Source organism: Streptomyces sp. NBC_01363 (genome assembly GCF_026340595.1).
GTDB lineage: Bacteria > Actinomycetota > Actinomycetes > Streptomycetales > Streptomycetaceae > Streptomyces.
Genome location: NZ_JAPEPF010000001.1, coordinates 4503973 through 4518429 on the forward strand (window position 1 = coordinate 4503973; position 14457 = coordinate 4518429).

Consider the following 14457-nt stretch of genomic DNA (forward strand, 5'->3'; position numbering starts at 1 on the left):
TCCCAGCCCATGGCATTCCCGAGAACACCTTCGGCGGCACGGCTGCGCACGGTGGTCGTCGGCCTGCTCGCCCTCGTCTCGGCGGCAGTGCCCGCCACGGTGCCCGCCTCGGCCGACCAGGGCTCCCGCACCACCGACGTCGTCATCCGCTACACCGAGTACGGCATTCCGCACATCCAGGCCTCCGACTACCGGGGGCTGGGCATCGGCTACGGCTACGCGGCGGCCAAGGACAACATCTGCACGCTCGCCGACGTCTACCTGACCGTGCGCGGGGACCGCTCCCGCCACCTGGGCGCGGACTCCGCCGCCAACCCGGCTCTCGGCGCGGCCTTCGACAGTCTCAACAGCGACCTCTACTTCCGCGGCGTCGAGGCGAGCGGTGTGGTGGAGCGGATCGCGCACAGCGCGCCGCCCACCGGCCCGGAGCCCGAGGTCGCCCAGCTCGTCCGCGGCTACGCGGCCGGCTACAACCGCTATCTGCGCGAGACGGGCGCCGACGGCATCGGCGACCCGGCCTGCCGGGGCGCCGCCTGGGTGCGGCCCATCACCGAACTCGACGTCTACCGGCACATGCACGCGATCGCCACCGTCTCCGGGGCCGGCAGCGCCATCGACGGCATCGTCGGCGCACAGCCCCCGACGGCGGCCGCCGCGCGCGACACCGGCGCGGGCCCGTCCGCCGCCCGCATGGTGCGCGCGCTGCGGGCGGACCGGCAGGACCAGGGCCTGGGCAGCAACGCCATCGCGGTCGGCGAGCGCGGCTCCGCCTCCGGCGGCAGCGTGCTGCTGGGCAATCCGCACTACCCCTGGCAGGGCGCCCGCCGCTTCTGGCAGAGCCAGCTGACCATCCCCGGAAAGCTCAACGTCTCGGGGGCTTCGCTGCTCGGTCTGCCCGTCGTCGCCATCGGCCACAACGAGAACGTCGCCTGGAGCCACACCGTGGCCACCGCCGCCACCTTCGGACTCCACGAGGTCCCCGTCGTCCCCGGCGACCCGACCAGCTACTACGTCGACGGCAAGCCGGAACGCATGCGTTCGGCCGAGATCTCCGTCCCGGTCCGCCGGGTCGACGGCACGACCGGCACCGTGCGACGGACCCTGTGGTCCACCCGCTACGGACCCGTCGTCAACGCCGGCCCCGGAGTCCCGCTGCCCTGGGGGACCACGGCGTACTCGCTCGACGACCCCAACCACGGCAACCTGCGCCTGCTCAACAGCTGGCTCGGCCTGGACCGGGCCAAGGACACCGACCAGGTCCGCGGCGCCCTCGCCCGCACCCAGGGGCTGCCCTGGGTCAACACCGTGGCCACGGACCGCCGCGGCCGCGCGCTCTACGCGGACCTGCAGGTCGTCCCGAACGTCACCGACGCGCTCGCGGAGAAGTGCAGCACACCGCTGGGCCGCCAGGTCTTCCCGGCGAGCGGCATCCCCATCCTCGACGGCGGGCGAGGGGAGTGCGCCTGGGGCAACGACCCCGAGGCGGTGCAGCCCGGGATCCTCGGTCCCTCGGCGCTCCCCACCCAGACCCGGGACGACTACGTCCTCAACGCCAACGACAGCCCGTGGCTGACCAACCCCCGCGCCCCGCTGACCGGCTACCCCCGGGTCGTGGGGAACACGGCGACACCGCGCTCCGCCCGCACCCAGGAGGCCGTCACCGCCACCGAGCGCAGGCTGGCGGGCACGGACGGGATGCCCGGCAAGGGCTTCTCGCTGCGGAGCATGCAACAGACACTGTTCGCTGACCACAGCCGGGTCGCCACGCTGATCGGGCCCGACACCGTCCGGATGTGCGAGGCCTTCCCCGGCGGACGGGCCCCCTCGGCCGGCGGACCCGTCGACGTGACCGCGGGCTGCGCCGCACTGGCCGGGTGGGACGGCACCTACGGCACGGACAGCAGGGGGTCGCTGCTCTTCGCCCGCTTCGTCGCCCGGCTGGCCGCGGTGCCGGGCGGCCCCTGGCGCACCCCGTTCGACGCGGCCGACCCGGTCGGCACCCCGAACGGGCTGTCCTACGAACGGGCCGAGGTGCAGAAGGCGTTCGGGGACGCCGCGGCCGAGCTGAACGCTGCCGGTATCCCGCTCGACGGACGGCTCGGCGACCACCAGTACGTGACCCGCGACGGGGAACGCATCCCCATTCACGGAGCACCGCACGTGCTCGGGGTGCTCGACGTGATCACCCCGGTGTGGGACCCGAAGCTCGGCAACACCGAGGTGGTCCACGGCTCCAGCTTCATCCAGGTCGTGGAGTTCCCCGGCGGACGCGGACCGCGCGCGGTCACCCTGCTTACCTACGGGCAGTCCACCGACCCCACATCGCCCCACCACGCCGACCAGACACGGCTGTTCTCGGCCGGACGCTGGGTCACCGACCGGTTCACCCGGGCGGAGATCGCCGCGGCGCCCGGACTGCGGACCCAGGTCCTGGACGGCGACCGGTGAGCGGCACATCCATGGACACGGCACCACACGGAGAACGGAGGCCGGCATGCCGGTGGCACCGGTGAACGGAATACGGCTGCACTACGAGGACGTCGGCTCCGGGGAGCCGGTCGTGATGATCATGGGGACGGCCGGGACCGGCCGCATCTGGCACACCCATCAGGTCCCCGCGCTGAAGGCGGCCGGGTACCGGGTGATCACCTTCGACAACCGGGGGATCCCGCCGACCGACGAATGCCCCGAGGGGTTCACCGTCGGGGACATGGTCGCGGACACCGCCGGACTGATCGAGCACCTCGGCCTCGGCCCCGTGCGGCTGGTCGGCACCTCGCTCGGTTCCTATGTCGCCCAGGAACTCGCCCTGGCCCGGCCCGAGCTGGTGCGCGGGGCGGTGTTCATGGCCGGCCGGGGCCGCGGCGACGCGCTGCGTGCCGCACTGGCCAGGGCCGAGGCCGAACTGCACGACTCCGGTGCCGAACTGCCGCCCGGCTACCGGGCGGTGGTGCAGGCGATGCAGTCGCTCTCCCCGCACACCCTGGGCGACGACCAGGCCGCGACCGACTGGCTCGACCTCTTCGCACTGTCCGGCCGCCACCGGGCCCCCGGGGTCCGCGCCCAGACCGCGCTGGAACCGATGCCGGACCGCATGGCCGCCTATGCGGCGATACGCGTCCCCTGCCATGTCCTCTCATTCGCCGACGACCTGCTGACCCCGCCGCAACACGGGCGTGAACTCGCCGACGCCATTCCGGGGGCCACATTCGAAGTGATCGAGCGGGCCGGGCATTACGGATACCTCGAATCCCCGGAAATGGTGAACGAGAGCATTCTGAATTTCTTCGCCGGGCCGAGACAAGGAGTCGCATGAAATGAACAGAATGCTGCTCGCGCCCTTTCCGCTGCATGGGCACGTGTCTCCCATGGCGGCACTCGCCGCCGAACTGACGGACCGCGGACACGAGGTGACGGTGGCGGTCTGCCCGCCGTTCGCCGAGACGTTCCGCGCCGTGGGGTGCGAGGTCACGGAGGTCGCGATCGAGCCCAGGGCCAGCGCCGGGAAACCCCCGCCCGCCCCTGGCATCGCCGCCTCGGCCCGGGCCGCACGGGCGACCCGGCGCCGGACCGCGGACGAACGCGGCCGACTGGCCGCCCGGCTCGCCGAGGAGATCGGCCGGGCCCGCCCGCATGTGGTGGTGGCCGACGCGATGGCTCCCTGGGGCGCCGACGCGGCACGCGCGACAGGGACCCGCTGCGCCTCCATGTACGCGACGTACGCCCTGAACGAGGAGGTCATCCTCGCGGACGTGGCCCGGCGCGCCGCACCGCGGACCGTGCGGCTGCTGCGCCGCTCCCAGCTGCTGCGCCGCCACCCCGCGGTCCGTGACCCCGCCGCCCGGGCCGGGCTCGTCCTGGTCAACAGCATCCCCGAACTGCAGCCCGAGCACGCCTCGTTCGGCGACCGCTACCGCTTCGTGGGACCGCTGCGCCCGGCGGTCGGCGACCGCGGTGGATCCGGAGCCGCCGACGATCCCGGCGAGCTGCCCTGGGACCGCATCGAGAAGGGCCCCACGCTCTATGTGTCGACCGGTACCTTCTCGACGCGGGGGGCGGAGTTCTTCAGGACGGTGGCCGAGGCGTTCGCCAGCACCGAGTGGTGCGTCGTCCTGGCGACCTCGCACACCGACCCCGCGGAGCTGGGCGAACTGCCGGAGAACGTGACGGCCCGCCGGTACGTCCCGCAGTCCGCGGTCCTGGAGCACGCGGACGTCTTCCTGACGCACGCCGGGATGAACTCCGCGCTGGAGGCGCTGGTCCTGGGGGTGCCGATGGCGCTCGTGCCGTCGTTCTGGGACCAGCGGACCATCGCCGCGCGGCTGGTCGCCATGGGGGCCGGCGTCGCGGTGGACCCCGCCGCCCCGGCCGCCGAACTGCGCGAGACGATCACGGGCCTGGCGGCCGACCCGAAGGTCCGGGCCGCGCTGACGGCGCTGTCCGCCGGTGCGGCCCGCACGGACGGCCCGGCCTGCGCCGTCCGGGAGCTGGAGAAGTACGCCGCCTGGGGGCCGGCCGGACGGAGATGAGCCGGAGCACGACAGCGGGCGCCGCCCGGTCGGAGGACCGGGCGGCGCCCGCTGTCACGGTGCGGAGCTCCTCACCAACGGGTGGCCATGCCCGAGGTGTTGCCCGGAACGCCCGGCTGCCCCATGCCCCAGTGGTTCCAGATGAACGTCTCCTCCGGCAGGTGCACGAACTTCGCCCCCACGTCCAGCAGTGCCAGCCAGGCCCCCCAGTCGTCGAACGGGCAGCCGGGGAAGTCCTTGGGCAGCTGGAACCCGCCGGCCTTCTTGAACAGGTCGGTGCGCACCAGCGTGGTGGTCTGGATGTACGAGCGGCGGCGCAGTTCCTCCTCGTCGAACGGGACCTCGTAGCGGCCCATCGGGTCCCGTCCGCTCTCGTACCGGGGCACCCGCGGGATGGGGTAGACGACATCGGCGCCGGTCGTCTCCGCGCAGTCGCGGATCCGTTCCAGGTGGTGCGGCAGGAACTCGTCGTCGTCGTCCAGGAACGCCGTCCACGCGGTGGTCACCTTCGCCAGCGCCCGGTTCTTGGTGGCGGCCGCTCCGGTCCGCTCATGGTCGTACTCGACGACCACCGACGCGGGCTGGAGGGTCTGTCGCGTCACTGATGCGAGTGCCTTTTCCAGATGCTCCCGGCGCGGCGGTATCGTGGCAATGCAGACGGTTATGTCATTCACGCGGACTCCGCTCATCGGCTGTCTTTCGATTCCTGGTAACTCGCGCAGTCTGCTCCGCTGCGAGGGTGCCGTCAACGCGCTTCCATGCTGTTTTATGCACTGCTTAACAAGGGGGACGCGCGGCCGCACGGCTGTTAGTGTCCGCTGGCAAGAAGGTGATGCGGAAGCATCCGAAGTGCGAGAACTGGGGGAATGCGTGGTCGAATTAAATACCCGTCGGCTGGAGGACGTGAGCAGCAACAGCTCCCCGATCTACACGCTGTTCGACGCCGAGGCCGCCGACGACCTGCGCCCCGATCATCTGCAGCGGCTCGCCTCCGGTGTTCTCGGCGCGCTGAGGATCCGGGGCTTCGGCTCGGCCGAGATGTGCGCCGAGGTCATGCGGGGGCTGGACGAACATCCGCTGGGCGCCTACGACGCCGAGGTGGTCTACCCACCGGTGGCCAAACTCGGACCCGCGGCCTACGACTACTACGGTGCCCGGGAGCTGAACGAGGAGTACTGGCGCAACGCCGAGGACTCGGCCGCCGTCAGGAAGGTCCTGCTGGACGGGACCGACCCGCTGGACCATGCGGTGGGGCGCTTCCGCTCCGCCTGGCCCGGACCCGTCGAACCGGCGACCTGCAAGGGCCGGCCGCTGTTCGCCGGGATGATCCGGGAGATCTCCACCGGCATGAAGATGCACTGGGACGAGATCGTCCGGGAACTGCCCGGGGCCCTGGACACCGAACCCGTCTGCCAGCTCGCCTTCAACTGGTATCTGTCGATGCCCGAGGGCGGCGGCGACACCTGGGTCTACCGGCGCCGCTGGAGCCCGGTCGACGAGAAGTACCGCGACGGCTACGGCTGGGCCGAGGAGATGGTCGCCGACGAACCCGTGGCCGCCGTACGTCCCGAGGCCGGCGACGCGATCGTCTTCGACCCGCGCAACTACCACCTGGTCAGGGCGAGTGAGGGCGAGGGCCGTCGGATCAGTCTGTCCTTCTTCCTGGGCGTCACTGGGCAGGGCGGGCTCCTGTACTGGTCATGAAGCAAGCAAGTGGAGGAAAGAGTGCAGCTCAGTCCTGATCAGATCGCCCAGTACCAGGAGACCGGCCTTCTGGTCCTCGATTCCCTCTTCGATCCCGCCGAGGTCGGCGCCCTGCAGGATGCCTTCGACGCGGACTGCCTGACCCCGGGCCCGCAGCGCATCCTGGAGGAGAACGGCGACGCCGTGCGCGCCGTCTACGCCTCGCACGAGCGCCGCCGTGAGTTCGCCGGCTTGGTGCGCACCCCGCGCCTGCTGGGCCCCGCCCGGCAGCTGATGTCGGACGACCTCTACGTCTACCAGTTCAAGATCAACGCCAAGCCCGCCTTCGGCGGCGACAAGTGGGCATGGCACCAGGACTTCCTGGCCTGGAAGCTCGCCGACAACCTCGCCGCCCCGCGCCAGGTCAACGTCGGCCTCTTCCTCGATGAAGTCACCGAGTTCAACGGGCCGTTGATCTTCCTGCCCGGATCGCACCGGTCCGGGCAGCTCCGGGACTTCCGCAACGCCTCGACGCGCTCCTCGCAGCACCTCGACCCGGACGACATAGCCCTGCGCCCCGAGCAGATGAGCGCGCTGGTCGACCGGCACGGCATGGTCAGCCCCAAGGGGCGCGCCGGATCGGTCATCCTCTTCGACCCGGAGATCGTGCACGGGTCCGCGCCCAACATGTCGCCGTTCCCGCGGCGGCTGCTGATCGCCACGTACAACGACGTCACCAACGTCCCGGTCCCCATCGGGGAGCCCCGGCCCTCGTACGTCGTCGGGCGGGACACGACGCCGCTGGAGTTCAGCGACCAGCCGATCGACCTCAGGGTCGGAGGCCCGGTATGAGCACCCGGAACGGGGCACTCAGCGCCCGCGCGGTGGTCCTCGAACGCTTCGGTGAGCCGCCGGTACTGCGTTCCTTCGACGTTCCGCCGGCGGGACCGGGGGAACTCGTCGTCGCGTGCGACTACGGCGGGATCTGCGGCACGGACGTCCATCTGAGCCAGGGGCACCTCGACATCCCCCTGCCCCTGGTGCTCGGCCACGAGGGTCTCGGCAAGGTCCACGAGACCGGGCCCGGGGCCGGCCACGACGCCGAGGGCCGCCCGCTGAAGGCGGGCGACACCGTCATGTGGGCGTCCTCGATCGCCTGCGGCGTCTGTGTGCCGTGCCGTCAGCACCGGGAGCCGACGCTCTGCGAGAACCGCAGGACGTACGGCGTCAACCGGCCCACCACACAGCAGCCCGCGCTCTCCGGCGCCTGGGCCGAGTACATCGCCCTGCGGGAGGGCACCACCGTGGTCCGGCTGCCGGATGGCGTCGACCCGCTCGCCGCCATGTCCCTGGCCTGCGCGGGCCCCACCATGGTGCACGCCCTGTACGACCGCCGGCCGGTACGCGTGGGCGAGACCGTCGTCGTCCAGGGCAGCGGTCCCGTCGGCCTCGCCGCCGCCGCCTTCGCCCAGCTCTCCGGCGCCGCGAAGGTGATCGTCGTCGGCGGACCCGCCGCCCGGCTGGACCTCGCGAGGCGGGCACGCATCGGCGACGAGCACATCGACATCGTCGGCGGCGACGCCGACAAGGTCCTGGAGCAGGTGCGCGAACTGACCGGGGGAGGCGGTGCCGACCTCGTCATCGAGGCCACCGGAGTGCCCGCCGCGGTGTCCCAGGGGCTGAGGCTGGCTCGCCGGGGCGGTGCCTACCTCGTCGTCGGCCAGTACACGGACGCGGGCGACACCCTCGTCAATCCGCACCAGATCGTCTACCGGCAGCTGGACGTCATCGGCTCCTGGGCCTTCACCGGAGCCCATCTCGTCGACTACATAAGGCTGTTGCCGGCCCTGTCCGCGCGGTTCGACCTGGAGGCACTGGTGACCCCATACCCTCTGGCGTCGGTGGACGAGGCGCTGGCCGCGGTGACGTCGGGATCCGTGATGAAGGCGGTTCTGGCGAACTGAACCGGCCATGACACGGGGCTGCCCGAGTGCGGAATCCGCACTCGGGCAGCCCCGTGTCATGAGCCCCTCTACCGGTCCGTGCTCAGCAGCCACAGCCAGGTCGACGGCGCGCCGAACGGCTCCCGGCGCTCGACCCGCAGCCCCGCCTCGGCGAAGGCCTTCTCATAGGTGTCGAGTCCGAGCACCGGTGTGTCCATGAAGGTGTGCACCAGCTCGAACGCCGCGGAGAACACCGGCACCGGCCCGCTGTGGGCCGACCAGTCCTGCGCCACCGTGTCCGCGATCATGAAGTGTTTCGCGTCCGGGAAGACGTCGCGCAGCATGCGCATCACTCCGGCCGGATCCCCGGTGAGCTCGAACAGGTCGTGCATCATCAGGAAGCTGGTGACCAGATCGATGCCGGGGAACGTCCGCTGGTCGACATGGTCGAGCACATCGGCCAGCACCACCCCGAGCCGGTCCGACAGCCCCTTCTCGTCGATCCTCCGGCGCGCCGTCTCGGCCGCCGAGGCGTTCACCTCGATGCCGAGGCCACGCCGCGCGGTGTCCGTGCCGCACAGCCGGATCAGCCGCGACGCGTCACCGCACCCCAGATCCGCCACCGACGTGTAGTCGATGGCCCCGGCGACCTCCGCCTCGACGGGCAGCATCATCGTGCGTCCCACCAGGCCCGAGCCCACCGCGATGCGCTTGCCGTCCCTGCCCACCTCACGGCCGAACGCCACGGAGCCCTCGGCGAGACCGGACAGCCGGCTCATCAGCTCTCCGTAACCGCCGACACCCCAGGTGAAGTAACCGGCATGCCGGACGAGTTCGCGCCCCGGACCGGTCAGTTCCACGTTGTCGGCGTCGAGCCGGAGGTGCCCGAGGAGCGCCCCGACCCGCAGCAGGGCGGAGAGCCTGGGCTCGTCCGCGCCGGTCCGCGAGAGCAGGTCGTCCAGCGACCGCGGGCCCTCGGCGAGCAGGTCCCAGACGCCGAGTTCGGTGAGCGCCAGCACCACGTGCGCGCCGACGTAGCCGTTGAACATCGCGGCCGGCTCCTGCGGTTCCAGGGTGGGGAACGCCTCGGCGCCGCGCGGGGACCCCAGGCCGCTGCCGGGCATCCGGTGGGCCGGCGGGCGGGGAACCTCCGCCTCGAGCGCCCGGCAGAACCGCTCCATCTGCTCGGGGGTGCCGACGCTGACCCGCAGATGTCCGGGCAGCCCGAAGATCCCCAGATCGCGGGTGGCGATCCGGTGGTTCCCGGCCAGCCGTCCGGCCAGTTCGGCCCCGCCGCCGGGCGCCTCGACGAGGACGAAGTTGGTTTGCGACCTGACGAAGCCCACACCGGCCGACTCCAGCCCCGCGTATAGCAGTTCACGGGCCTCGGCGTTGCGCGCACGGTTGAGCTCCACGTGCTCCGGCCGGTCGAGGGCGGCGGCCGCCGCCTGCTGGGCGACCCGGTTGGCACTGAACGGCAGGGTGCGGTGCGTGGCGGCGATCCTCGCGATGAGGTCGCCGGGCCCGAGCGCGTAGCCGGACCGCAGCGCGGCGAGGCCCCAGATCTTGGAGAAGGTGCGCAGCACGATGAGCCGCCGCCCCGCACGCACCGCGCCCACGGCGTGCTCGTACGCCGGGGAGGCGTACTCCATGTAGGCCTCGTCGAAGACGGGTATCACGCCGGCGGCCTCGGCCCGGTCGATGATCTGCTCAACCTCCGCGGCCTCGAGCACGGTTCCCGTCGGGTTGTTCGGGTTGCAGACGAAGGCCAGCCGCACCCCGTCCTGCGCCAGTTGCGCGGTCAGCGCGTCCACCGCGACACGGTGTCCGGTGAGCGGCACTTTGCGGACCTCGGCGCGGGCGAGCGCGGCGGCCGCGGCGTAGCCGGGGAAGGTCGAGTCGGTGACCAGGACGCCGTCGCCGGGGCGCAGGAACGTCAGGGCGGTGAGCAGCACCAGCTCGTCCGCGCCGTTGCCGACCTCCACCATGTCCTCGGTGACGCCGTAGTACGCGGCCAGACGGGCACGCAGCCGGGGTGAGCCGGAGTCGGGGTACTCCGAGCACCGTTCGCCCAGTTCCGCCGCGGCGGCCTCGACGACCCCGTCCGGCGGACCGTAGGGGTTCTCATTGCAGTGCAGACGCAGGATGCCGTCGTCGTTCATGTCGATGCCCTCTCTTGGGGTCAGAAATGCACGCCGGGGGACTGGAACGAGGGGCCGACGACCGTGCCGCCGCCGTCCGGCACCTTGATGCCGAGCAGCTTCTTGGCCTGCACCTGCATCTGGTACATGAGGCCGACGGCGTCGTCCATCTCCTCCGGATGGCCGTTGAACACACGGTGCAGCGAGGTCAGGGCACGGGTGTACGACTCGTCGCACTGTTCGGAGTCGCGTCGGGCGACGGAGCCGGCCGGCAGCGCGTATGTGTCGGCGTCGTCGGCCACCGGGTGGACGCCCTCGGCGTCGAAGGGCACGCGTGCCCCTTCGAAGACCCAGGCCCCCTTGGCGTTCCGGATCAGACGCCGGCCCTTGACGATCTCCTGGAACCGGTAGTAGTGCCCGAACTCGCCCGGGTCGGCGACTCCGTTCCCGTTGAGGTCGTGCGGACTGCCCTCGCCCTGCTCGGTGATCTGGTGGATGGCCAGCAGCGCCGAGCGCTTGTCCCGGACCTGGAACAGCACGCCCGGGGCTCCGGGCCAGCTCACCTGACGGGCGGGGTCGCCGGTGAACAGCTTGCCCTCGCGGTCGAGCCGGATGACCGCACGGGCGATCTGGTTGTAGAACCAGCCGATGGTCAGCGGCCGGTACTCGGCTTTCTCGAACCAGTTCTCCAGGGTCCGCACGGCCTCGCCGTCCGCGGCCAGGATCTCGCCCCTGCCGCTGACCTTGACATCGTCCGGGCGGATCACGGCGCCCTTGAACGGCTTCCCGTCAACCACCGGGTACTCGGGCAGCTCGATGGCCATGAAGACGTTCTCGACGTGCTCCAGCGACAGCTTGCGCAGCCGTACCTTCAGGTCCGGCAGCACCGGGCCCGGCAGCCGCCCCGGATAGGTCGGCACCAGGCCCGGGCGGCCTATCTGCGGTTTCCCGCCGACCGCGTTCAGGAGATTGCCCACCTGGGCCATGTGCTGCATCTCCTCCAGGACCACGCCCCGGATGATCCCGGCGATCTCCGTGTTGTGGCCGGACTTCACCGACAGGAGCGCCGCGAGGTAGGGCGGGATGGTCGCGTGCTCGACGAGCAGCGCCTGCTGGAGCGCCTGGCGCAGATCGTCCGCCGAGGCGATGTCGAGGACCGGCGGAGCCGGTTCGGTGGCCAGCCACTTCACGATGGTGTCCCGCTTTCCTGGTGAGAGATCCCGTGTCACGGGCATGTGGTGGGGTGATTCCCGCGGCGCCAGCAGCGACTTGCCGATGTACACCGCGTGCCCGGCGACATGGCCGTAGTGCCCCAGGTCGAACACGTCGTGCATCGCCGGGTAGAGGTTGGCGTACTGCTGGAGCAGCGGCTGGACGTCGCGGACCCAGGTGGGCTTCTCCGGTGTCCGGTGCAGGGTGAAGAGCCGCATGCTCAGCCGGCCCTCCGGCTCCTTGGGGCGCTCGGCGAAGCCGTAGGCCGCATCGGCCACGATGCCGTCGATGACCCGGCGCGGATTTCCGGGGTCCGTCCCGGTGAGGGTGACCTCCGCCCGGCCGTCCGGACCGGTGGTGACCGTCTCCGGCGCCCGCAGCGCCGCGGGCAGCGACGAGGTGTCCACGGCGATCCGCAGTCCGGCGGCCGGCCGCCCGTACCGGGTGGCGTGCAGGTGCGTCGTCGCGGTGTTGTGCGGCGCCTCCGGGTAGATGCGGAAGACCCCGCCGTCGGCCCGCAGGAAGGTCGCGTCCTCGTTCTCGGCAAGGACGACGGAGGCCGCCTCCCCGAAGGTGTCCACGACGGCCAGCCGGCGTTCGCGCACCGACTCCGCCTGAGCGGCGGTCAGCCGGACCGCGGCGATGCCCGCCAGCTGCTCGTAGAAGCCGGGGCCGGTGTCCAGCGGCCCGAGTTCCTGCCGGGATCCGTCACCGTCCAGGGCGACCAGCCGCAGCGGGCCGACACGCTCCAGCGGGCCGCCGCGCGAGGTGGCCCTGATGCTGTTCCCCAGGTCCACGAAGACGGTACGGGTGTCCTCGTCGACCCGGCACGGGGCGTGGTGCAGGGGCCCGGAGTCACCGGACCGGCGCAGCCGGCGCCCGGCCACCAGATGCCGGGGCTCCCCCTCGGCGCAGGGGCCGATGGAGCCGACGACACGGCCGAAGGTGAGCGAGTCGATCCACCGCTCGACGCCGTCCTCGACGCCGTCCAGATTGAGCTTCACCGAGAGCGAGTCGCCGTGAGTGGCGGAGCGCAGCGCGCGCAGCACGGGAGAGGCGAGGTCCTCGGCCCACTGCACGCCCGTGAGCACGGACTGATACGTCGCGGACGGGTCGCCGCGGCCCGAAGGCAGGGTGGCGCGGATCCACACGTCCTCCATCGCCGCCGGTGCGAAGTCGCCGCGCAGCTGTTCGCGGCCCTCGCCGTCCAGCACGCGCAGCCGCAGACCGTAGATCTCGGAGACCATCTGGTTCTGCGGGTCCAGGTCCACCAGCTTGCCGTTGGGCCGCCGGTCGTCGTCCGCGATCCGGCCGCCCACCACCGGGTCGTCGGATCCCTCGGTCACCACCCGCCCGTCGGGGCGGCAGACGCTGGTCACCCGCACGTCGGTCAGCCGCAGGGCGCCTGAACCACGCGGATTCCAGAGCCCGTTCGGGTCCGGAAGCTCCATGCGCCACTGGAACCGGGGTTCGAAGAGGTCGTTGTCGAAATAGGGCGGCAGGTTGTTCGCGGTGGCCACATCGGCCTGGAAGGTGCCGGCGAAATTGAGCCTAGGGAATCCGAGGTACGACACGGGCGCCTCTCAGTCGCGTGGTTCGAAGGTGATCGGCAGGCTTTTCAGGAAGCGGAAGTTGATGCTGTCGAGCCAGTCGGGCTCGGAGGCGGCGGGAGCCCAGTCGTCCACCCTTCGCAGCAGTGCGCGGATCGCCACATCGATCTCCGCGAGGGCGAGCGAGGCGCCCAGGCAGTAGTGGATGCCGTGACCGAAGGAGAGATGGTCGGCCGCCCTGCGGGTGATGTCGAGGGTGTCCGGATCGGCATAGCGCCGGGGATCCCGGTTCCCCGAACCGAGCACCAGGGTGACCGACTGGCCGCGGCGGATCAGCTGGCCCGCGACCTCGATGTCAGCGAGGGCGATCCGGGTGGTGAACTGAACGGAGCTGTCGTACCGCATCAGCTCGTGGGCGGCGTTCGTGGTCAGCTCCGGACTGTCGCGGAGCAGCCCCGTCTGGTGCTCGTTCTGCAGCAGGGCGAGCACGGCGTTGCCGATGAGGTGCGTCGTGGTCGCCTGACCGGCATCGATGAGCAGCAGGAAGTTGGCGAAGATCTCGTCGTCGGTGTAATCGGCGTCGCGCAACTGCGCACTGATCACCCGGCTGAAGAGATCATCGGCGGTGCCGTCCCGCCGGGCCCGGGTGCCGCGGTCGAAGGACTCCCGGAGCGCCTCGATGCGTCCGTTCTCCGCGTTGGACTGCGTGAAGAACTCGTGCAGCAGCCCCTGCCAGCTCTCCAGCAACGGTGCCGCGTCGTCGGGAACCCCGGCCAGCTTCGCGATGATGCCGCGGCTGAGCGGCTCCGAGAAGTCATGGATGACGTCCATGCGTCCCTGCGCCACGACCCGGTCGATCAGCTCGTTCGCGAGCGACTCGATGAGCGGCCGCATGTCCCGGACGAAGCGCGGTGTCAGCCCCGGCTTGATGAGGCGTCGCAGAGCGGTGTGACGCGGCGGTTCGTTGAAGAGCATCATGTCGGACAGCGTTTTCGCCAGCAGGCCGACGTTGCCTCGCGACTGCGCGGGAAGGCTCTCATAGAAATCGGATATGCGGGCACCGGAAAGCCGATCGTCCTTGGACAGCTGGACGATTTCCGCATGCCCGAGTATCGCCCACGACTGCATCCATTCGTCCCACTGGACGGGGTTTCTCGCGCGGAGCTCGGCATAGAATGGGTAAGGGTTCGCCGCCCATTCAGAACCGAACAGGTCGAGCAGGCTCGTCGTGCTGGGAGCGGTCATGGTCGATCAGCCTGCCGCCCCGCATCACGACCCGTCAACTACCGTTGGAGAAACACCGTCAGGAGGATGACGGATGTCATGCGTCTTTCATTCCAGACTTAATGACGATGACGCTCTTTCGCGCTGCTGTTAGCGTCGCGGCTGCCGATGGGAA

10 protein-coding genes are annotated in these 14457 nt (G+C 71.1%); 6 read left to right on the forward strand and 4 right to left on the reverse strand.

Annotated features, from left to right (window positions below; all coding sequences use genetic code 11):
- The first annotated feature begins 9 nt into the window (after positions 1-9).
- The 3 genes from OG611_RS20565 to OG611_RS20575 are packed head-to-tail and all read left to right on the forward strand — an operon-like array spanning position 10 to position 4529.
- Positions 10-2448 carry a penicillin acylase family protein gene (locus OG611_RS20565; RefSeq protein WP_266422165.1) on the forward strand — a complete coding sequence of 813 codons (2439 nt, stop codon included), beginning with the start codon at positions 10-12 and terminating at the stop codon, positions 2446-2448.
- A gap of 46 nt (positions 2449-2494) precedes the next feature.
- Positions 2495-3316 carry an alpha/beta fold hydrolase gene (locus tag OG611_RS20570; RefSeq protein ID WP_266422168.1) on the forward strand — a complete coding sequence of 274 codons (822 nt, stop codon included), beginning with the start codon at positions 2495-2497 and terminating at the stop codon, positions 3314-3316.
- Position 3317: 1 nt separating this feature from the next.
- Positions 3318-4529, forward strand: coding sequence for a nucleotide disphospho-sugar-binding domain-containing protein (locus OG611_RS20575; protein WP_266422170.1), 1212 nt, complete (start codon positions 3318-3320; stop codon positions 4527-4529).
- 71 nt (positions 4530-4600) lie between these two features.
- Here the strand turns inward: OG611_RS20575 and OG611_RS20580 are convergent, their stop codons facing one another.
- Entirely contained in the window at positions 4601-5131 is a 531-nt protein-coding gene (locus OG611_RS20580) for a glycosyltransferase (RefSeq protein WP_266422173.1), read from the reverse strand.
- A gap of 301 nt (positions 5132-5432) precedes the next feature.
- On the opposite strand from OG611_RS20580, the gene OG611_RS20585 reads away from it, so the two are divergent.
- Genes OG611_RS20585 through OG611_RS20595 form a run of 3 tightly spaced genes read left to right on the forward strand, consistent with a single transcriptional unit; the run spans position 5433 to position 8176 of the window.
- Positions 5433-6233 (forward strand): hypothetical protein, encoded by an 801-nt coding sequence (locus tag OG611_RS20585; protein ID WP_266422175.1) that lies wholly within the window; start codon positions 5433-5435, stop codon positions 6231-6233.
- A 21-nt stretch (positions 6234-6254) separates the two neighbouring features.
- The gene (locus OG611_RS20590; protein ID WP_266422178.1) at positions 6255-7064 is read left to right on the forward strand and encodes a phytanoyl-CoA dioxygenase family protein; all 810 of its coding nucleotides are present in this window, start codon (positions 6255-6257) and stop codon (positions 7062-7064) included.
- Positions 7061-8176 (forward strand): zinc-binding dehydrogenase, encoded by a 1116-nt coding sequence (locus OG611_RS20595; protein ID WP_266422181.1) that lies wholly within the window; start codon positions 7061-7063, stop codon positions 8174-8176. The genes OG611_RS20590 and OG611_RS20595 overlap by 4 nt, the downstream gene beginning before the upstream one ends.
- A gap of 68 nt (positions 8177-8244) precedes the next feature.
- Here the strand turns inward: OG611_RS20595 and OG611_RS20600 are convergent, their stop codons facing one another.
- Genes OG611_RS20600 through OG611_RS20610 form a run of 3 tightly spaced genes read right to left on the reverse strand, consistent with a single transcriptional unit; the run spans position 8245 to position 14303 of the window.
- Positions 8245-10317 (reverse strand): aminotransferase class I/II-fold pyridoxal phosphate-dependent enzyme, encoded by a 2073-nt coding sequence (locus tag OG611_RS20600; protein ID WP_266422184.1) that lies wholly within the window; start codon positions 10315-10317, stop codon positions 8245-8247.
- Positions 10318-10337: 20 nt separating this feature from the next.
- Complete coding sequence (locus OG611_RS20605; RefSeq protein WP_266422186.1) at positions 10338-13082, reverse strand: ferritin-like domain-containing protein; 2745 nt, start codon at positions 13080-13082, stop codon at positions 10338-10340.
- Between the two features lie 9 nt (positions 13083-13091).
- Positions 13092-14303, reverse strand: a complete 1212-nt coding sequence (locus OG611_RS20610) for a cytochrome P450 (RefSeq protein ID WP_266422189.1) — start codon at positions 14301-14303, stop codon at positions 13092-13094.
- Positions 14304-14457: the final 154 nt, after the last annotated feature.